Origin of the sequence: Pseudomonas sp. R25(2017) (assembly GCF_002112565.1) — a bacterium.
GTDB classification, from domain to species: Bacteria; Pseudomonadota; Gammaproteobacteria; order Pseudomonadales; family Pseudomonadaceae; genus Aquipseudomonas; species Aquipseudomonas ekonensis.
On record NZ_NEHZ01000016.1, the window covers coordinates 158473 to 177496 of the forward strand.

Sequence of the window (19024 nt, forward strand, 5' to 3'; positions counted from 1 at the left end):
GTTCATGGAGACGAAAGGTAGCGTCGGCCCCTTGAATCCACCAGCCGGATTCAACACTCGGACACACAATCGCGCCCTCGACCGATCATGCCCAGCGGGTTCCGGCCCAGCCTGAACGGCGGCGCCCCGTATCCGGCATCTCACCGACTGTCGCGTTTTGCGACAAATCCCCTCCTTCTAGCCCGTCCTGCTCCGCGCCAGTGCACAGCCACGCCCGCTTACAGCCCTTGGCACGGCCATTGCGACTGCCATTGCGAAAGCCCCCCTCCCGATCCCATCGAACAACAAGAGGTTCTCGCCATGCCCCTGCCGTATCTGCTTCCCGCCACCTCGGCCTTCATCCAGCGTCCGCCGCGCATGCTGATCGGCGGCGACTGGACCGAAGCCGCCGACGGCCAGACCATGCCCCTGCACAACCCAGCCACCGGCGAGGTGCTGTGCGTGGTGCCCCGGGCCACGCCGGAGGACGTCGACCGTGCCGTGCTGGCCGCCCGGCAGGCCTTCGACGATTCGGCCTGGAGCCGCACCCGCCCCCGGGAGCGGCAGAACCTGTTGTGGAAACTCGCCGACCTGATGCAGCGCGACGCCGAACTGCTGGCCCAGCTGGAATGCCTGAACAACGGCAAGAGCGCGGCGGTCGCGCAGGTGATGGATGTGCAGTTGGCCATCGACTTCCTGCGCTACATGGCCGGTTGGGCGACCAAGATCGAAGGCACCAGCGTCGACGTGTCGCTGCCGTTGATGCCCGGCGACCAGTTCCACAGCTTCATCCGCCGCGAAGCGGTGGGCGTGGTCGGCGCCATCGTCGCCTGGAACTTCCCGCTGCTGCTGGCCTGCTGGAAACTCGGCCCGGCTCTGGCCACCGGCTGCACCGTGGTGCTCAAACCCGCCGACGAAACCCCGCTGACCGCCCTGAAACTGGCGGAGCTGGTGATGGAGGCCGGATACCCGGAAGGCGTGTTCAACGTGGTCACCGGCACCGGCATCACCGCAGGCGCAGCCCTGACCCACAACCCACTGGTGGACAAGCTGACCTTCACCGGCTCCACCGCCGTGGGCAAGCAGATCGGCAAGATCGCCATGGACTCGATGACCCGCGTCACCCTGGAGCTGGGCGGCAAGTCGCCGACCATCGTCATGGCCGACGCCGACCTCAAGACCGCAGCCGCCGGCGCAGCCAGCGCGATCTTCTTCAACCAGGGCCAGGTCTGCTGCGCAGGGTCGCGCCTGTATGTGCAGCGCAAGCATTTCGACAACGTGGTGGCCGACATCAGCGACATCGCCAACGCCATGAAACTGGGCAACGGCCTCGACCCGAGCGTGGAGATGGGCCCGCTGATTTCCGCCCGCCAGCAGGAGCGGGTCTACCGCTACATCGAAACCGGCCGAGACAGCGGCGCGACCATCGCCTGCGGCGGCGAGCAGTTCGGGCCGGGGTTCTTCGTCAAGCCGACGGTGATCGTCGACGTCGATCAGAAGCACCCGCTGGTGCAGGAGGAAATCTTCGGCCCGGTGCTGGTGGCGATACCGTTCGATGACGAAGCCGACGCACTGCGCATGGCCAACGACAGCCCCTACGGCCTGGGCGCCAGCATCTGGTCGAACGACTTGGCGGCGGTGCACCGGATGATTCCGCGGATCAAGTCAGGTTCGGTGTGGGTCAACTGCCACAGCGCGCTGGATCCGGCGCTGCCGTTCGGCGGCTACAAGATGTCCGGGGTCGGGCGGGAAATGGGCTACGCGGCGATCGAGCATTACACCGAGCTGAAGTCGGTGTTGATCAAGCTGTAACAACCCCGTGGGAGCCAGCCTGCTGGCTCCCACGGGGATCTCAGGTAGCTGAAGGATCGGAGTTCACCGCAGAAGCCCGCGAAGAGGCCCGGCCTGCCGACACACGGCTCAAGGCTTGAACCCTTGGGCCAGCAGCCAGCCGCGCACCGCCCGCCCCTGCTCCGCCGTCAAGTCGGCCAGCACCTGCTGCGCCGGCTCGGTGCGCAGCCGTCGCATCAGCGGCGCCACTTCGACGCCGTGCACATGCCAGATCCCCAACGGCTGATCCGGCGTGACCACCACCTCGGCCTCATCGACAAACCCGTCGCGCAACACCGGCATCCGCTCGATCCGCAGCGCGGTGAAGTCCGCCGCCGCGTGAGCCTCCTCAGCATCCGGCCACTGCTGCCGCGCCTGCCAGAACGGCCGGTCCGCCCAGCGTCGCTCATCGGCATAGAAATCCCGGCCGATGCGCGCGAAGCGCAGGAACAACTGCTCCACCCGCTGCCGGTGAAAGCGCTGCGCCAGCGCCGCCCGTTCCGGCTTGCGCAGCAGCGTGTTGATCACCGCCGGTGCCTGCAAGGCCGACGACAGCGACTGGAAAATCCCGTTGCCGGACAACGGATCCACCGCCATCGCCGCATCGCCGACGCGGATCCAACGCTCGCCGCACACCTGCGGCGCCAGGATCGCCGTGCTGCTGCGGGCATGCAGCTGCAGGTCGGTCTCGGCGTCGTCAGCGAAGAACGTCCGTGCCATCTGCGACCTGCGCCGACGCTCGCGGCAGTGCTCCAGCAATTGCGCCTTGGCCGGCAATTGCGCGCTGTTCACGTCCACCGTCCACTGCCAATAACACTGGCCGTCGGCCCGGCGCGCCATCCAGGCCCAACCGTCCTCCAGGCTTTCCACGGCGCTGGCGGTCACGCCCGGCGTCCCTTGCCAGCGATTGAGCAGGCTGACCGTCTCCGGCCCGCGCACGCCCTTGCCGGACGCCGGCGCCTGGCGTCCGCGGGCCTCCACCAGAAAATCCGCCGCCAGCGCCTGACCGCCGTCCAGTTCGACCCGCTGGCCATCCGCCGAAGACTGCACGCTCAGCACCCGACCTTCGACCACCTCGACACCGGCCAGGCGCAAGTCTTCGCGCAACCCCCGGTCGAAGGCCGGGCGATCCAACAGCCATTCGATGTTCTGTGCATGCCGCTGACCGTTCCAGATCACCTGTCGTTGCGACGGCAACGTCGCCTCCGCCAGCGCCCGATTCAGGCCCGCGCCGCGCAAGGCCTCCAGCACCCGCTGCGACACGCCTTCCAGCGCCGCGAAGCGCCGCCATTCGCTGACCAGCGTCACCGCGAGGCCCAAGCGCCGCAGCCCCAGCGCCACCGCCGCACCGGCCGGCCCCGCACCGAGAATCACGATCCGTGCGGTCATGGGCCGAGCCGCCGCTCAGGGCCGCGATAGCAGGCGTTGGCCCGCAGCCAATCAAGCACCTGGCCGTTGCTCGCCTCGGGATGGGCCGACAGGAAGGCGCCGATGTGCCCGCTCAACGCCGCACACCCGAGGCTGGCGCCGGACTGCCCCGGATGCGTGCCGTGCACGCACGCGGCGAAATCCGCCTGCGCGCTGTCGAGCCACGACCATTGTCCGTCCGTGCAGCGGGCGTCGCCGGTCACCCGCAGCACCTGCGGATAGCTGGCCGGGAATACCGCCGCGCCCTGGGCCGGGCTCGACGCGCACACCAGCACACCACGTGCCACTGCCGCCGCGCAGGCTTCGCGCAACAGGCTGCGGTCCTGGCGCAGGCCGAGGCTCAGGTTGATCAGACGCACGTCCTGCGCCACCAGCCAGTCGATCGCTGCGGCAATCTGCAAGGCGCTGGTGACGCCACGCCGGTCGAACACTTGCGCCACGCACATCCGCGCTTCCGGAGCGCGGCGGCTGATGGCGTCGAACACGGCGGTGCCGTGGCCCAGGGGATCACCCTGCAGCGCCGATTGCGTCAGCCCCTCGTCCGCCAGCACAAAACGCTGCCCGACCAGCACCCGGTCCTGCTGCGGCGCCGAATGCCCGCTGTCCACCACACCGATCCGCAACTCAGGCATCATGCCGCACCGTTCTCAAGGCAGGTCTTGCACACCAGGACGCCGTCGGTCAGCTCGAAGCGCAGGTCGGCATCCGCCAGCGTCGAAGGCCGATGGCTGATCAGGATCCGCGTACGGCCGGCAAACAGGCGGTCGATGGCCTCGATCACCTCGCGCTCGGTGGCTTCGTCCACCGCCGAGGTGGCCTCGTCGAGCACCAGGATCTGTGGATCCTGCAACAGTGCCCGGGCGATGGCGATCCGTTGTTTCTGGCCGCCGGACAATTGCTGGCCGCGCTCGCCCAACGGGCTGTCGAGGCCTTCGGGCAACGTGTCCACCAGGCTGTCGAGCTGCGCCAGCCGCGCCACCTCGGCCACCGCCTCGCGGCCGGCATCCGGCACTGCGTAGGCCAGGTTGTCCGCCAGGCTGCCGCGAAACAGCACAATGTCCTGACTGACCACGGCGATGCGCCGACGCAACGCGAACAGGTCCAGTTCACGCAGATCCACCCCACCGAGCAGCACCCGCCCGGACTGCGGATCGTGGTGGCGCTGCAACAGATCGATCAGCGTGGATTTGCCGACACCGGACGCGCCGCTCAAGGCCACCTTCACCCCGGCAGGAATCGTCGCCTCGATCCCGCGCAAAGTGCCCGTCCGCCCAGGGTGGCTGAAGTGCACCTGCTCGAAACGCAGTTCGCCCGAGGCCGGCAGCGGTTGCGGCGCGTCCGGCGAACGCACGGTCGGCGCTTCGCCGCGCAGCTCCATGACCCGGCCGAGGCTGACGGTCATGCGCTGAATCGCCACGTACAGCCCCAGCAGGCTCTGCACCGGCCCGACGGCCATGCCCAGATAGGTGGAAAACGCGATCAGCGCGCCCAATTGCCAGGTGCCCTGCACCACCCAATAGCCGCCGATCAGGAACGCGCAGGCCCGGGACAGCGAGGTCAGCGTCCCCGGCACCGCTTGGGTGAAGAACTCCGTGACCTGCAGGCGCAGCAGCTGGTTCATGTAGCCCTGCCCCAGGGTTTCCAGGCGCCGCGCCTCGCGTTGCTGCTGGCCGGCGGACTGGATGAACTTCATCACCGGCAAGGTCTCGACCATGAACGACGACATGTCCGCCGAACGCTCGCGCAAATGCCGCACATCGCGCTCGACCTTGCGCCGCATCCAGCGCAGCCACACGACGTCGAGCGGAATCAGCACCAGCGCCAGCAGCGAGAGCTTCCACGACAGCGTCAGCAGCATGGCAATGGCCGCCACCAGCCCGATCACGCTCGACACCGCCGAGAACAGCGAGTCCACGGCAAAGCGCTGGATCTCCGCGACGTCGCCGTCCAGCCGCGACATCAGGTCGCCGATGCGCCGCTGGCCGTAGAAGCCCGGCGACAGGGTCTGCAAATGCCGGTAGAGGTCGTCGCGCAGGGCGAACAGGATCCGCCCGGACAACCGCGTGTGCAGGTAGCGGTTGATCCCCGACAGCGCCGTGCCGAGCAGCCCGGCGACGATCATCAGCACCGCGATCAGCACCAGCACCGGGAAGTCGCGCGCCAGCAGGCCGTCGTCGATCAGCAGCTTGACCAGCCACGGCTGCACCAGCACCAGCAGCGACGCGCACACCGACAGGGCCAGCAGGCCGGCAATCGCCCAGCGCTGCGGCCGCACGAAACCGTACAGCCAGCGCAGCGCCGCCTGCAGTGCGGCAGGGTTCTGGCTGTCGATCAGGCGCACGATCAGGCGCTGCATCACGGGCGCAACTGCTTGAGTTTGCGGTACAGGGTCGCGCGGCTGATGCCCAGGGCGTCGGCGGCGGCCGAGACATTGCCCTGATGGGTGTCGAGGGATTGGCGGATCAGGTCCAGCTCATTCTCGCGCAGGCTGCCGGCCTGGGGCTTGTCGATGTCCGTCAGTTCGTCCAGCAGGCTGTCGGGCAGATGATCGAGGGTCAGCACGGTCTCGCCCGGTTCGCGCATGGCCAAAGCGGTGCGCAACACCATTTCCAGTTGGCGGATGTTGCCGGGCCAGTGATAGGCGGCGAACAGCCGGGCCAGCTCATCGTGCAGCACCGCGTGCGGCGCATCGAGCTTGCCCAGCAGGCGGGCGACCAGCGCGCTGAAATCATCGCGCTCGCGCAGGGCCGGCAGCTTCACGCTGATGCCGTTGACCCGGTAGAACAGGTCTTCGCGAAACTGCTTGTCCTCGACCTGGCGCTTGAGGTCACGGTGGGTGGCGCAGATCAGCGCCACGTCGATGTCCTGTTCTTCTCCGGCGCCGAGCGGCGCCACCTTGCGGTCCTGCAGCACCCTCAGCAGCCGCGCCTGCAAGGCCAGCGGCATGTCGCCGATCTCGTCGAGGAACAGCGTGCCGCCGTGGGCCTGCTGCAGGCGCCCGACCATGCCGCCCCGGCGCGAACCGGTGAACGCGCCTTCGCGGTAGCCGAACAGTTCCGATTCGATCAGCCCTTCGGGGATGGCCGCGCAATTGACCGCGACGAACGGCTTGTCGCAACGGCTGCCGGCCATGTGCAGGGCACGGGCGACCACTTCCTTGCCGGTGCCGGTTTCGCCCAGCAACAGCACCGGCAATTCATTGGCCAGGCCTTGGCGGGCCATGCGCAGGGCGCGGGCGTAGCGGGCGTTGCCGCCGGACAGGGCGTCCAGGTCCGGTTGCGGCTTGGCGGCTTTCGCCACGCTGCGCGGCGGGCCGCCGAGGTTGACCGAACGGGCCGGGGCACGCAGGGTTCTGTAGAAGAATTCGCCCTTGGCGGTCTGCACGCTGCCGACCCCGCCCTGTTGCAGGCGGCTCAGCAGTTGCACGCCATCGACGCCGAGAAACTCTTCGCAGCGCCGCCCCACCAGCGCCCCGCGCTCGGCCCCCAGCAATTGGCAGGCCTGGGCGCTGACCGCCAGGATCTGCCCGCCGAGACTGACCGCCAGCAACCCTTGCCACGGCGATTCGAGGTACTGCCGACGGCTGTGGAACGCCAGCACGATCTGATCGGGAAAGCTGTTGCGGAACACCCGGCTCTCGATCTGGCTGACCGCCAGGCTCAGCAGCGCGGTGCTGTCGTGCACGCGGCCGAGCGGGCCTTCGCGGGTCAGGTCGAGGACGCCGAGGATGTCGCCTTGAGGACAGCGGATCGGCACCGAGGTGCAGGAGAAATCGGTGAGGCGGTCCAGGTAATGCTCGCCGCAGTCGATCAGGGTCGGCCGGGCCTCCACCAGCGCCGTGCCCAGAGCATTGGTGCCGCGCGCCGCTTCGCTCCAGCAGGCGCCGAGGGTGATGTCCTGCAGGCCGCTGCCCTTGAGCCGGTCGGCGCGCCCTTCGACCGCCAGGATGGTGGCGTCGGCGTTGGCGAGGATGATCAGGCCTTCCTTGCCTTGGCGCTCGGCCAGGTAGTCGATGGCCGGCGTCGCGGCGTCGATCAGCAAACGGTTGCCCGCCAGCAGCACCTCCAGGCTCGCGCCGGAGGCCAGCGCCAGCTCATGCTTGGCGTTGAAGTGCACGCCGTGGCTCAGGCTGCGCCGCCACGAGGCGTCGATCTCGGCACGCAGCACGCCGTCGGGGACTTGCCCCTCCAAGTGCAGGCGTTCCCGGGCCAGGCGGGCTTCGGGGTGGGGCTTGGGGCCGGTGTTTTTTATTAGAGTCATCAAGCGCTCCGGAGCGGTCCGCTTTGCGCTTTTTCAAGCGTCCTGACGCCAATGTTTACGTTAACGTCAGGACGATGGCAATAGCCTTATGGCGCCTGGGTTGCGGCATTGAATGAACACTCCGGGTTTCACCCAAGTCCGCAGAGAGAGCAGGTGGTTTGTCCTGTGGCGTCCTCACTGACGCCATCGCCAGCAGGCTGGCTCCCACCGGTGATGTGCAACACACAAAAACTGTGGGAGCTAGCCTGCTGGCGATGACGTCGGTGAGGCAACGACAAACTCAGCGCTGCCACACCTGGGCATTCACAAAGAACGCCCGCGCATTGTCCTCCAGGCTCTCCAGGTGATACCCGCCCTCCTGCACGATCAGGCACGGCAAGCCCAGGCTGCGGATGCGCTCGCCCAGCGCGGCGAACCCTTCACGGGTCACCGCCACCTTGCTCTGGGGGTCGAGCTCATAGATGTCGAACCCCAGCGACAGCACCAGCACCTGCGCCCCGAACCCGCGCACCGCCGCCAGCGCAATATCCAGTTGAGCGAGGAAGTCCGCCTCGCTCGCCCCGTGGGCCATCGGCAGGTTGAGGTTGAAGCCCTCCCCCGCACCGGTGCCGCGCTCGTCGGCGAACCCGGCCACGCCCGGGTAGAAGTTGGTCGGGTCGCCGTGCACCGAGACGTAAAGCACGTCATCGCGGTCGTAGAAGATTTCCTGGATGCCCTGGCCGTGGTGCATGTCGGTGTCGAGCACCGCGACCTTGCCGAAGGCGCCGCGCAGCACCTGCGCCGCCACCGCCGCGTTGTTCACGTAGCAGAAGCCCCCCGCCGCTTCGGCACGGGCATGGTGCCCCGGCGGACGGCACAGGGCGTAGGCCGCCGGTTCGCCATCGATCAGCGCCTGGGCACCGGCCACCGCGCACTGCGCCGACCAGTAGGCCGAGCGCCACGTCTGTTCGCCGACCGGGCAACTGCCGTCGGCCAGGTAGCGCGCGGCTTGGGCGAGGACGCCGCGCAAGGCGTTGGGCTCACGCACGAAGATGTTCGACATCACTTCGTCGCCCCAGTCTTCGGGGATCTCTTTCCAGCGCGCATGGGCTTCCTGCAGGAAGGCCAGATAGGGCGCGCCGTGCACCGCCAGCAACGGCGCGAGGCCGGCATCGGCCGGTGGCTCGACGGCAAAGCCCAGACCGTGGGCGGCCTGGACCAGCCGCTGCGCGCGCTCGGGGACTTCCTGGGGCGTGCGCATCTGCCCGCGTGAGTAGTAGCTGCGAGGATGGTGGAGCAATTGTTCGGGGTGGAAAAAACTGCGCATGGGGTGAAATTCCTGTCTGTCCGCTTAAGGCATGCAGTCGGCTGCGATCCCTTGTGGGGGCCAGCCTGCTGGCGATAGCGGTGTGTCATCGAAATGAGGGGTGTCTGATCGGGCCCTATCGCCAGCAGGCTGGCTCCCACAGTTTTGTACGCGGTTCCTGTGGGAGCGGGCTTGCCCGCGAAGGCGTCGGTCAGGGCGCTACTCAGTCAGCCCGCCCGGCACGGGCCAGCACGGCGTTGAGCAACACATCGGTGCCCTGGCGCACGTCGTCGGGCAGCACGTCTTCGGCCTCGTTGTGGCTCAGGCCGCCGACGCACGGGATGAACACCATCGCCGTCGGGCAATGCCGGGCCAGGTGGATCGCGTCATGACCGGCGCCGCTGACGATCGGTTGCTGAGCGTAGCCCAGCGCATCGACGGCCTCCTGCACCACCGCCACGCACCCGGCGTCGAACGGCGTGGCCGGGCTGATCCAGTGCGGCGTGACGGTGAGGGTCAGGCCCCGTCCGTCGGCGATCGCCTGCAAGCGTGCGCGCACCTGCGCTTCCATCGCCGCGATGGCATCGTCGCGGTGATGACGCAGATCGACGGTGAAGTTCACCAGGCCCGGAATGGTGTTGCGCGACGACTTGCTGATGGACAGTTCGCCCACCGTGGTCAGGCCCTCGGGCGCGAAATCCGCCGCCAGCCCTTCAATCGCCTGGATCATCCGCGCCACGCCGTACAAGGCATCCTTGCGCAGCGCCATCGGCGTGGTGCCGGCATGGGCGGCCATGCCTTCGACCCGCACGTCGAGCCAACGGATCGCCTGGCCGCCCGTCACCACGCCGATGCTCTTGGCGTTGTCCTCAAGGATCGGGCCCTGCTCGATGTGCGCCTCGAAATAGGCGTCGACCTTGCCGCCCAACGGACGGTTCCCGGCATAACCGGTGCGCTGCAGGGCCTGGGCGACGCTGATGCCGTCGGCGTCGCGCACGGCCAGCGCGGCATCCAGATCCATGAGGCCGGTGAACACCGCCGAACCGAACATCGCCGGGGTGAACCGGGCGCCCTCCTCGTTGGTCCACACCGCCACCTCCAGGGGTTTGCGGGTGCTGATGTTCAGGTCATTGAGGCGGCGCACCACTTCCAGCCCGGCGAGCACCCCATAGACGCCGTCGAAGCGTCCGCCTTCGGGCTGGGTGTCGAGGTGGCTGCCCATCATCACAGGCGCGGCGTCCGGGTCGGTGCCGGGGCGGCGGGCGAACAGGTTGCCGATGGCATCGACGCTCACGGTCATGCCGGCCTCGCGGCACCAATGGGCGAACAGTTCGCGACCGGCCTTGTCTTCGTCGCTCAGCGCCAACCGGCAACTGCCGCCCCGGGCCGTCGCACCGATTTCGGCCATGGCCATCAGGCTCGCCCACAGGCGTTCACCGTTGATCTTCAGCATGAAACTCTCCAGAACAGTCATCAGGCGCGGACCGTTTCCGCGCGGTGGGCAAGGGCGTGACGGCGCGCCAGCGACAGCACGCAGACCAGCGAAACGGCGGCGATCAGGCTGTAGAACACCGCCATCGGCCACCACTGGCCGGTGAACCGGTGCGCCAGCATCGTGCCGATCAGCGGCGTCAGGCCGCCGGCCAGCGCGCCGCAGACCTGATAGGCCAGCGAGATCGCGGTGTAGCGCACGCGGGTCTCGAACATGCCGCTGACGTAACCGGCGATCACCGCATAGAACGAGGCCATGCACACCACCGCCAGGGCGATGCCGAGGATGATCAAAGGCGCCTGGGCCGAGCTGACCAGCACGAACATCGGGTACGGCGACGCCATCGCCAGCAGCGACACCAGGCACAGGAACCGCGTCGCGCCGATTTTCTCGGCCATCCACGCCGCCAGCGGCTGGATGCAGAACTGGATGATCGCGACGAAGAACAGGCACTCCAGGATCAGCGAGCGCGGCAGCGCCAATTGCTGGGTGGTGTAGGCGATCATGAAGGTGTTGGTGAAATACACCCCGGCGATGCCCAGGGTGTTGGCGCCGATGCACAGCAGCAGCGGCCGCCACGCGGTGCGCAGCACTTCCATCACGGGTGCCTGTTCCTTGCGGGCCTGCTGCCGGGCCTGCTCGCGGCCGGCGAGGAACTCCGGCGATTCGTTCACCCCCAGGCGAATGGCCAGACCGACCACCAGCAACAATGCGCTGGCCAGGAACGGCACCCGCCAGCCCCAGCTCATCAAATCTTCCTCCGGCAGACGGGTCACGGCGCCGAACGCCAGCAGCGACAGAATCAGACCTGCCGGACTGCCCAACTGCGCAAACGACGCGAAGAAATTGCGCCGGCCTTTCGGCGCATGCTCGCCGGCCATCAGCACCGCCCCGCCCCACTCGCCGCCGACGGCGATGCCCTGGACGACCCGCAGCAGGATCAGCAGCACCGGCGCGGTCGCGCCGATCTGCGCATAGGTCGGCAGCAGGCCGATGCACACGGTGACCACGCCCATCATCAGCAGCGTGATGACCAGCGATTTCTTGCGCCCGATGCGGTCGCCGATGTGGCCGAAAACGATCCCGCCCAAGGGCCGGGCGAAGAAGCCCACCGCGAAGGTGCCGAAGGCGGCCATGGTGCTGAACAGCGGATCGCCGGAGGGGAAGAACAAGGCGCCGAACACCAGCGCGGCGGCCGTGGCGTAAATGTAAAAGTCGTACCACTCGATCATCGTGCCGATGAAGGCGGCGGCCGCCGCACGGCGCGGCTGGTTCGAAGCGTGGGGCTTCATGGGTCGGGCTCCTTTGGTTATTTTTCTGGCAGGAGTTGAACGGCAAATCGCGGCGCTCTGCTGGCGCCTGTCGTGGAGTGATTTATCGTTCCGGGGCTATGATCAGTCAATTTTCTATTTATTATTCCGATTATTACGCCACCTTATAATCGAGGGCCGCCATGGCCGAACGCGACCTGCAACGCCTGCTCAACGACCGCCTCGACTGGAACCTGCTGCGCACCTTCCGCGTGATCGGCCAGGAACTGAGCATCAGCCGCGCCGCCGCGCGCCTGCACCTGACCCAACCGGCGGTGAGCCAGGCCCTCAAGCGCCTGGAAGAACAACTGGGCCGCCAACTGATCGCCCGGCGCGGCCCGCGCTTCGCCCTCACCGAGGTCGGCGAACAGCTCTTGGCGCTGGCCGGCGAAATCTACGGACAGGTGTCCCAGGTCAGCAGCCTGCTGGGCGAGCCGGCGGACGAAGTGATCGGCAAGGTGCGGCTGTTGATCATCAGCCGGATCTTTTCCGAGCGTTTCGACGATTTTCTCGCCGACTTCCACCGCCAATTCCCCCGCGTGGACCTGGAGGTGGAGGTGATGCGCAGCTCGGACATCGTCAGCGCCCTGCAAGAGAAGACCGCGACCTTGGGCCTGAGCCTCAACCGGCGTGCGCAGCCGCGCCTGGAACAGCGCCTGTTCCTGCGCCAGCGCTACGCGTTTTTCTGCGGCAAGCACCACCCGTTGTTCCGACGGCAGGACGTCAGCCAGAGCGATCTGCAGCGCGAGAACTTCGTCAGTTTCACCAGCGACCAGATCGGCGGGATGCTCTCGCCGCTGACCATTTTCCGCGATCAACAGGGCTTCAGCGGGCGCATCGTCGCGTCCTCGCCGAGCCTGGAGGAAGTCCGGCGACTGGTGATCGCCGGATTCGGCATCGGCTGCCTGCCCGAACACGTGGTGGCGGCGGACGTCGAGGCCGGATTGCTCTGGCGCCTGCCGCCCCACGAAGGGATCGCCGATGTCGACATCCACATGCTGTGGAACCGCGAGCAACGCATGAGCCGCGCCGAAACGCTGTTCATCGAACGCTTGCAGGCGTGCCTGGCCGATCAGTAACCCAGCAGGCGGTCCGCACTGTTCAGCAGCGGCTCGCCGGCGTTCAGGCGCCGGACGTTCTCGGCGATCTGCTCGGCGATGCAATCGTGGGACGCCGCCGACGCCATGTGCGGCGTGACGGTGACGCCGGGGGTCGTCCACAGCAGGTGGTCGGCGGGCAGCGGTTCCCGTTCGAACACGTCGAGCAGCGCGCCGCGCAGTTTCCCGTCGGCCAACGCCTGTTGCAGGTCATCGGCATTCAGGTGCGCGCCGCGCCCGACGTTGACCAGCGCGGCGCCGTCGGCCAAGCGCCCGAACGTGCGACGGTTGAGGATGCCCCGGGTCTCGGCCGTCAGCGGCAGCAGGTTGACCAGCAACTCCACCCCTTCGAGGAACGGGTCGAAGGCCGTTGAACCGGCGAACGTCTGCACGCCGGGCAACGCCTTGGCCCTGCGGGCCCAGCCGCGCACGTCGTAACCGGCGCCGGCCAGATCCTGCGCAATCGCGCTGCCGAGCGAGCCGAGCCCCATCACCCCGACCCTGAACCGGCTCGCCGGGCGTTGCGGCGGCCGCTCCCAATGTCGGTTCGCCTGATGGCCGAGCGCCCGGTCGAACCCCCGGTGATAGTGGATCACCGCCCAACGCACGTATTCGGTCATGCCTTGGCGGTGGCCGGGATCGACCACCCGGCACACCGGCAAGTCCGGGCAGGACGGGTCGTGCGCCAGGTGATCGATGCCGGCGGCCACCGAATGGATCACCTGCAGGTTCGGCAACGCGCCCAGGCTGCCCGGCAACGGAAACCAGCACGCCGCCACCTGAGCCCGGATCGCCTGTGGATCTTCGGCCAGCACCGCCGCCAAGTGCGGCGCACGCCGGGCGAAGGCGTCCTGCAATTGCGCGAGCAGCAGCGTGTCGCGGGACAACAGCGCGACGGTGTTCATGTCGGCGCTCACGATGTGTAGGACTCGCGCTGGGACTCGATCAGGGTCAACGCGGCCTGCCAGGCCAGGTCGATGATGTTGTCCTGCTCGTCACGGTCGAACTGCTCGGCGGTGTGGGCACAGACCTCAGGCGACGGGAAGTGCAGCTCGGAACCACCGGCCAGTGCCTGCACCTGAGCCTGGCAGGCGCGCTCCAGGAAGTGGATTTCCTGAAACGCCTGGGCCACGCCGGAACCGCCCACCAGCAACCCGTGGTTGCGCAGGATCATCGCCCGGTGCGGGCCGAGATCGGCGATCAGTCGCTCGCGCTCGTCCAGCGACAGCGCGATGCCTTCGTAGGTGTGGTAAGCCAGTTTTCCGTAGAACTTCAGCGCGTGCTGGCTGATCGGCAACAACCCGTGCTTCTGCGCCGCCACCGCCATGCCGGCGGCGGTGTGGGTGTGGATCACGCAGTTCAGGTCCGGGCGCGCCATGTGGATCGCCGAATGGATGACGAAACCGGCGGCGTTGACCCGGTGCCCGGCGTACGCGGGGTCGACGATGCGGCCGTCCTGGTCGATGCGCACCAGGTCAGAGGCGCGCATGCGGTCGAAGATCACCCCGTAGCGGTTGATCAGGAAATGATGCTCCGGCCCCGGAATGCGCAGGGTGATGTGGGTGTCGATCAGGTCGGTCATGCGAAAGTGCGCGATCAGGCGATACAGCGCGGCCAGTTCGCAGCGCGCCTGCCATTCGACCGGGTCGGTTTGGGCCGTTCTACTCATAAAAGCACTCACGAATACACCTCTTGGTTGGAAGGAAGGACGGCGGGATTGGCGCGCAGCCGGGCGAGGCCGCAAACGCCGATCAGGGACAGGGCCGACAGCAGCGTGAAGAACACCGCCAGCGGCAGCCACTGCCCGGAGAACTTGCTGGCCAGCAGCGTGCCGATCAGCGGCGTGGTGCCGCCGGCGACGGCGCAGCTCAACTGATAGGCGATGGAAATCCCCGAATAGCGCAGATGCACCGGGAACGCCCGGGTCATGTACCCGGCGACCACCGCGTACAGCGCCGACAGGATCACTACCGCCACGGCGATGCCGAGCGTCATCAACACGATGTCCTGGGTGCCGACCAGCAGGAACATCGGGTACGGCGTGACCATGCACAGCAACGCGACCAGCGTCAGGAAGCGGCCCTCGCCGATGCGCTCGGCCAACAGCGCGGACAGCGGCTGCGACAGCAACTGAATGACCGTCACCAGAAACAGGCAATCGAGGATCGTCGCCCTCGGGATGCCCTGATACTGGGTGACGTACGTGATCATGAAGGTGTTGGTGAAGAAGAACCCGGCCGAACCGATGGTGACGGCGGCGGCCGCGAACAGGATCTGCCGCCAGCACTGACGGATCACATCCTTCACCGGGTGCCGGGCGGTCTGGTGGCTGGCCTTGGCTTTGGCGAACTCCGGCGACTCGTGCACGCCGGAGCGGATCATCAGCCCGACCGTCATCAGCACGCCGCTGGCCAGGAACGGCAGACGCCAGCCCCAGGCCAGAAAGTCCTCAGGCTCCAGCGACGTCACCAGGCGGAATGCGATCAACGCCAGCAGCAACCCGGCGGGGCTGCCCAGTTGCGCGAACGAGGCATAGAACGTCTTGCGCCCGGCCGGCGCATGCTCGCTGGCCATCAGCACCGCCCCGCCCCACTCGCCGCCGACGGAAATGCCCTGGATGAGGCGAAGCACGATCAGGCCCGCGGGCGCCCAGATGCCGACGCTGGCATAGCTGGGCAACAGGCCGATGCCGGTGGTCGCCAACCCCATCAGGGCCATGGTCACCAGCAGCATTTTCTTGCGTCCGAGGCGGTCGCCCAGATGGCCGAACACCATGCCGGCCATGGGGCGGGCGATGAAGCCGACGGCGAAGCTGCCGAACGCGGCGAGCGTGCTGGTCACCGGATCGCCGCTGGGGAAAAACACCTGTCCGAGCACCAGGGCGGCGGCCGTGGCGTAGATGTAGAAATCGTAGAACTCGATGGTCGTGCCGATGAAGGCAGCGGCGGCGGCACGGCGCGGTTGAGCGGTGGTGTGCATGCAAGAACCCTGTGTATTTATAGTTTTGGGCAGGTGTCGAAGCGGCTGGCGGTGGCGCTCTGTGGCGCTTGTGGGCTTTATCGCTTCCGTGAAAGGATTAGTCAATTTTCAAAAACTTATCCTTACTATTAGCCTTGCTACTACATGGAGCGTGCATGACCTCGACTTCCACCCCTTGGGCGGGCCGCCGCTTTCTCAACGACCGCCTCGACTGGAACCTGTTGCGCACCTATCTGGTGATCGGCCAGGAAGGCAGCATGAGCCGCGCCGCCGCCCGGCTGCACATCACCCAGTCGGCGGTCAGCCAGGCGCTTAAACGGCTCGAAGAGCAATTGGATTGCGTGTTGATCGCCCGCAGCGGTCGGCGGTTCGACCTGACGGAAACCGGGGAAGAAGTCCTGCGCATCGCCGCCGACATCTACGGCGACATTTCACGGTTGGGGACGGTGGTGGAGAATCGCCACGACGACGTGGTCGGCAAGATCCGCATCCTCACCGTCAGTGGTGTGCAGGCGCGGCATTACGATGACTTCCTCGCCGATTTCCATGAAACCCACCCGAAAATCGAGCTGGAAGTCGAAGTGATGGGCAGCTCGGACATCATCAGTTCCCTGCTGCAGAAAACCGCCACGGTGGGCGTCGGCCTGTGTCGCTTGCCGCAACCGCGGCTTGAGCAGCGGGTGCTGTTCCGCGAGCGTTACGCGTACTTTTGCGGGCAACGGCATCGACTTTTCGGACAGGAGAATCTGACCCTTCAGCAGCTTGCGGCGGAAAACTTCGTCAGCTTCACCAGCGACCAGCTCGGCGGCAACCTTTCACCCCTGACACTGTTCCGTGACCAGCAGGGCTTCACCGGCAAGATCGTTGCCTCATCCACCAGTTTCGAAGAGATTTACCGCTTGATCTGCGCAGGGTTCGGCATTGGTTGCCTGCCGGTTCACCTGGTGCGACGGGACGTCGAGCAAGGTCTGCTCTGGCGTTTGCCGCCGGAAGAGGGGGTGGTGGATTTCGATATACAGCTACTGTGGAACCGCGAGCAGAAGATGACCCAGGCCGAGACCGTCTTCCTCGACAGCTTCCAGCACATGCTCAGCCTGCGTGAGCCTGTGCTGTAAGCCTTTGCCGGCTCAGACGTGAGGATCGCCCTGGGGCTTGGTCGGCGCGGCGTACTGCGGCTTGAGGTGGCCGTCCTGATCGAGCAGCCAGGCATCCATGATCTGCCGCACCACGGGACCTGCGACCCGACCGCCCGCCTCTCCGTTCTCGATCATCACTGAAATCACGATCTGCGGATGCTCCGCCGGGGCGAAGCCGACGAACAAGGCGTTGTCGCGGTGACGTTCCAAAGTCTTCTCGCGGTTGTAGCGCTCGCCCTGCTTGATCGCCACCACCTGCGCCGTGCCGCTCTTGCCGGCGATGCGGTACTGCGCGCCGGCCGCCGCCGCACGGGCGATGCCGCGGGCATCGTGCATCACCATCTGCATGCCGTGGTTGACCTGTTCCCAGTCACGCGGATCCTTGAGCCGGATGTTCGGCATCGGGTGTTCGTCCACCGGCGCGACACCGTCGACCGTCTTGGCCAGGCGCGGGCGGTTCCACACGCCTTTGTTGGCGATCAGCGCCGTGGCCTGGGCCAGTTGCAACGGCGTGACCTGCATGTAGCCCTGGCCGATGCCGAGAATCACCGTCTCACCCGGGAACCAGGCCTGACGGCGGGTGGCGCGCTTCCAGGCCTGGGAAGGCATCAGGCCCGGCGACTCCTCGAACATGTCCAGCGAGACCTTCTCGCCAAGGCCGAACATCGCCATGTAATCGTGCAGGCGGTCGATGCCGAGCTTGTGCGCCAGGTCATAGAAGTAAGTGTCGTTGGAGCGCATGATCGCGGCATCCATGTCCACCCAGCCGTCGCCGCTGTGGTTCCAGTTGCGGTACTTGTGATCGTAGTCAGGCAGTTGGTAGTAACCGGGATCGAAGACCCGGGTCTGCGGCGTCACGATGCCAGCATCGAGCCCGGCGATGGCCACTTCCGGCTTGATGGTCGAGCCCGGCGCATAGAGGCCCCGCAGCACGCGGTTGAACAGCGGCCGGTCGATGGAGTCGCGCAGCGCCGAGTACTCTTTGGAGCTGATGCCCGTCACGAACAGGTTCGGGTCGAAGCTGGGGTTGCTGACCATGGCCAGCACCTCACCGGTGGCCGGATCCAGCGCCACCACCGAACCGCGCCGATCCCCCAAAGCCGCTTCGGCCGCTTCCTGGAGCTTGACGTCCAGACTCAGGACGATGTTCTTGCCCGGCACCGGATCGGTATGCTTGAGCACACGCAGGACACGGCCTTGGGCGTTGGTCTCGACTTCCTCATAACCGACGTGGCCATGCAGCTGCGCCTCGTAGAAGCGCTCGATGCCGGTCTTACCGATGGACTGGGTGCCGCGGTATTCCACGGAATCGAGGGTCTTGGATTCTTTTTCGTTGATTCGACCGACATAGCCGATGGAATGGGCAAAGTGCGCACCCAGCGGGTAGTGACGGACGAACTGCGGTTCGACATCCAGGCCCGGCAAGCGGAACTCGTTCACCGCCAGTACGGCGATCTGTTCCTCTGTCAGCTCGTAGAACAACGTCACCGGCGTGAACGGGTGGCGTGACTGCTTCATGGCCTTGTCGAACACCGTGCGGTCTTCGGCGGGGAGGTGCAGGAGCTCGATGACCTCGTCCAGTTCCTGGCTGACGTTGGTGGCGCGTTCCCGGGTGATGGTCAAGTTGTAGCTGGGGCGGTTGTCGGCCAGCAGTACGCCGTTGCGGTCATAGATCAGGCCGCGGGTCGGCGGGATCGGCAAGACGTGTACGCGGTTGTTTTCCGAGATGGTCGAGTGGTAGTCGAACTCCACCACCTGCAGGATGTACAGGCGCACCACCAGTGCGCAACTGATCGCAAAGACAAACAACGCGCAGGCGATCAGCCGTTTGTTGACCAGGCGCGTCTCTTTCTCGTGATCCTTGATCGGAATGGGTTCGGGCATTTCTGCAGCCACTCTTTGACAAAATGAGCGCCGATCCATGGGCGTGACATCAGTCCGTTAAAAAACGAGCTGCACCATACCAAAAACTGCCGGGTCACTTCAGAAGGAATTCCTTCAACGGTGGTGCCGGTGCGACGGCTGGATGCGTCCAGAAACTTTCCTGCGGGCAAAACAAAACCCCAACCGCTTTCGCAGTTGGGGTTCCGGAATTTAATCTTGACGATGACCTACTCTCACATGGGGATACCCCACACTACCATCGGCGATGCATCGTTTCACTTCTGAGTTCGGGATGGGATCAGGTGGTTCCAACGCTCTATGGTCGTCAAGAAATTCTGTGTGCC

14 protein-coding genes and 1 rRNA gene are annotated in these 19024 nt (G+C 66.6%); 3 read left to right on the forward strand and 12 right to left on the reverse strand.

Features of this window, described 5'->3' with window-relative positions; genetic code table 11:
• Positions 1 to 300 precede the first annotated feature (300 nt).
• Positions 301 to 1791: an aldehyde dehydrogenase gene (locus CAG31_RS20690; RefSeq protein ID WP_085584607.1), complete on the forward strand. Its 1491-nt coding sequence runs from the start codon at positions 301 to 303 to the stop codon at positions 1789 to 1791.
• A 108-nt stretch (positions 1792 to 1899) separates the two neighbouring features.
• Here the strand turns inward: CAG31_RS20690 and CAG31_RS20695 are convergent, their stop codons facing one another.
• From CAG31_RS20695 to CAG31_RS20725, 7 genes are all read right to left on the reverse strand, one after another.
• Complete coding sequence (locus CAG31_RS20695; protein ID WP_085584609.1) at positions 1900 to 3198, reverse strand: NAD(P)/FAD-dependent oxidoreductase; 1299 nt, start codon at positions 3196 to 3198, stop codon at positions 1900 to 1902.
• Complete coding sequence (locus CAG31_RS20700; protein ID WP_085584611.1) at positions 3195 to 3872, reverse strand: S8 family serine peptidase; 678 nt, start codon at positions 3870 to 3872, stop codon at positions 3195 to 3197. The genes CAG31_RS20695 and CAG31_RS20700 overlap by 4 nt, the downstream gene beginning before the upstream one ends.
• Positions 3869 to 5593 carry an ABC transporter ATP-binding protein gene (locus CAG31_RS20705; protein WP_085584613.1) on the reverse strand — a complete coding sequence of 575 codons (1725 nt, stop codon included), beginning with the start codon at positions 5591 to 5593 and terminating at the stop codon, positions 3869 to 3871. The genes CAG31_RS20700 and CAG31_RS20705 overlap by 4 nt, the downstream gene beginning before the upstream one ends.
• Positions 5593 to 7497 carry a sigma-54-dependent Fis family transcriptional regulator gene (locus CAG31_RS20710; RefSeq protein ID WP_085584615.1) on the reverse strand — a complete coding sequence of 635 codons (1905 nt, stop codon included), beginning with the start codon at positions 7495 to 7497 and terminating at the stop codon, positions 5593 to 5595. The genes CAG31_RS20705 and CAG31_RS20710 overlap by 1 nt, the downstream gene beginning before the upstream one ends.
• Before the next feature lie 280 nt (positions 7498 to 7777).
• On the reverse strand, positions 7778 to 8803 hold the full coding sequence (locus tag CAG31_RS20715; RefSeq protein ID WP_085584617.1) for a histone deacetylase family protein: 1026 nt from the start codon (positions 8801 to 8803) through the stop codon (positions 7778 to 7780).
• Positions 8804 to 9005: 202 nt separating this feature from the next.
• Positions 9006 to 10235 carry a Zn-dependent hydrolase gene (locus CAG31_RS20720; RefSeq protein WP_085584619.1) on the reverse strand — a complete coding sequence of 410 codons (1230 nt, stop codon included), beginning with the start codon at positions 10233 to 10235 and terminating at the stop codon, positions 9006 to 9008.
• 20 nt (positions 10236 to 10255) lie between these two features.
• On the reverse strand, positions 10256 to 11566 hold the full coding sequence (locus CAG31_RS20725; RefSeq protein WP_085584620.1) for an MFS transporter: 1311 nt from the start codon (positions 11564 to 11566) through the stop codon (positions 10256 to 10258).
• A 161-nt stretch (positions 11567 to 11727) separates the two neighbouring features.
• On the opposite strand from CAG31_RS20725, the gene CAG31_RS20730 reads away from it, so the two are divergent.
• A complete protein-coding gene (locus CAG31_RS20730) occupies positions 11728 to 12663 on the forward strand; it encodes a LysR family transcriptional regulator (protein WP_085584622.1) in 936 nt (311 codons plus the stop codon).
• Here CAG31_RS20730 and CAG31_RS20735 read toward each other — a convergent pair.
• From CAG31_RS20735 to CAG31_RS20745, 3 genes are read right to left on the reverse strand one after another with little or no spacing between them, the layout of a single operon-like run.
• Positions 12657 to 13586, reverse strand: coding sequence for a glyoxylate/hydroxypyruvate reductase A (locus CAG31_RS20735; protein WP_085584624.1), 930 nt, complete (start codon positions 13584 to 13586; stop codon positions 12657 to 12659). The two genes, CAG31_RS20730 and CAG31_RS20735, sit on opposite strands and share 7 nt — an antisense overlap.
• Positions 13587 to 13594: 8 nt before the next feature.
• Positions 13595 to 14350 carry a class II aldolase/adducin family protein gene (locus tag CAG31_RS20740; RefSeq protein WP_085584626.1) on the reverse strand — a complete coding sequence of 252 codons (756 nt, stop codon included), beginning with the start codon at positions 14348 to 14350 and terminating at the stop codon, positions 13595 to 13597.
• Between the two features lie 8 nt (positions 14351 to 14358).
• Complete coding sequence (locus CAG31_RS20745) at positions 14359 to 15660, reverse strand: MFS transporter (RefSeq protein WP_085584628.1); 1302 nt, start codon at positions 15658 to 15660, stop codon at positions 14359 to 14361.
• A 155-nt stretch (positions 15661 to 15815) separates the two neighbouring features.
• On the opposite strand from CAG31_RS20745, the gene CAG31_RS20750 reads away from it, so the two are divergent.
• On the forward strand, positions 15816 to 16775 hold the full coding sequence (locus CAG31_RS20750) for a LysR family transcriptional regulator (RefSeq protein ID WP_085584630.1): 960 nt from the start codon (positions 15816 to 15818) through the stop codon (positions 16773 to 16775).
• Positions 16776 to 16787: 12 nt separating this feature from the next.
• On the opposite strand, the gene mrdA is transcribed toward CAG31_RS20750, so the two are convergent.
• Entirely contained in the window at positions 16788 to 18680 is a 1893-nt protein-coding gene (gene mrdA / locus CAG31_RS20755; protein ID WP_085584632.1) for a penicillin-binding protein 2, read from the reverse strand.
• 214 nt (positions 18681 to 18894) lie between these two features.
• A 5S ribosomal RNA gene (gene rrf, locus CAG31_RS20760) occupies positions 18895 to 19010 on the reverse strand.
• Positions 19011 to 19024 lie beyond the last annotated feature (14 nt).

Coding starts and splice junctions, on each gene's coding strand:
- CAG31_RS20710 (WP_085584615.1), bottom strand. CDS start 7,497: ATGACTCTAATAAAAAACACCGGCCCCAAGCCCCACCCCGAAGCCCGC.
- mrdA (WP_085584632.1), bottom strand. CDS start 18,680: ATGCCCGAACCCATTCCGATCAAGGATCACGAGAAAGAGACGCGCCTG.
- CAG31_RS20705 (WP_085584613.1), bottom strand. CDS start 5,593: ATGCAGCGCCTGATCGTGCGCCTGATCGACAGCCAGAACCCTGCCGCA.
- CAG31_RS20745 (WP_085584628.1), bottom strand. CDS start 15,660: ATGCACACCACCGCTCAACCGCGCCGTGCCGCCGCCGCTGCCTTCATC.
- CAG31_RS20715 (WP_085584617.1), bottom strand. CDS start 8,803: ATGCGCAGTTTTTTCCACCCCGAACAATTGCTCCACCATCCTCGCAGC.
- CAG31_RS20700 (WP_085584611.1), bottom strand. CDS start 3,872: ATGATGCCTGAGTTGCGGATCGGTGTGGTGGACAGCGGGCATTCGGCG.
- CAG31_RS20725 (WP_085584620.1), bottom strand. CDS start 11,566: ATGAAGCCCCACGCTTCGAACCAGCCGCGCCGTGCGGCGGCCGCCGCC.
- CAG31_RS20750 (WP_085584630.1), top strand. CDS start 15,816: ATGACCTCGACTTCCACCCCTTGGGCGGGCCGCCGCTTTCTCAACGAC.
- CAG31_RS20720 (WP_085584619.1), bottom strand. CDS start 10,235: ATGCTGAAGATCAACGGTGAACGCCTGTGGGCGAGCCTGATGGCCATG.
- CAG31_RS20690 (WP_085584607.1), top strand. CDS start 301: ATGCCCCTGCCGTATCTGCTTCCCGCCACCTCGGCCTTCATCCAGCGT.
- CAG31_RS20740 (WP_085584626.1), bottom strand. CDS start 14,350: ATGAGTAGAACGGCCCAAACCGACCCGGTCGAATGGCAGGCGCGCTGC.
- CAG31_RS20735 (WP_085584624.1), bottom strand. CDS start 13,586: ATGAACACCGTCGCGCTGTTGTCCCGCGACACGCTGCTGCTCGCGCAA.
- CAG31_RS20695 (WP_085584609.1), bottom strand. CDS start 3,198: ATGACCGCACGGATCGTGATTCTCGGTGCGGGGCCGGCCGGTGCGGCG.
- CAG31_RS20730 (WP_085584622.1), top strand. CDS start 11,728: ATGGCCGAACGCGACCTGCAACGCCTGCTCAACGACCGCCTCGACTGG.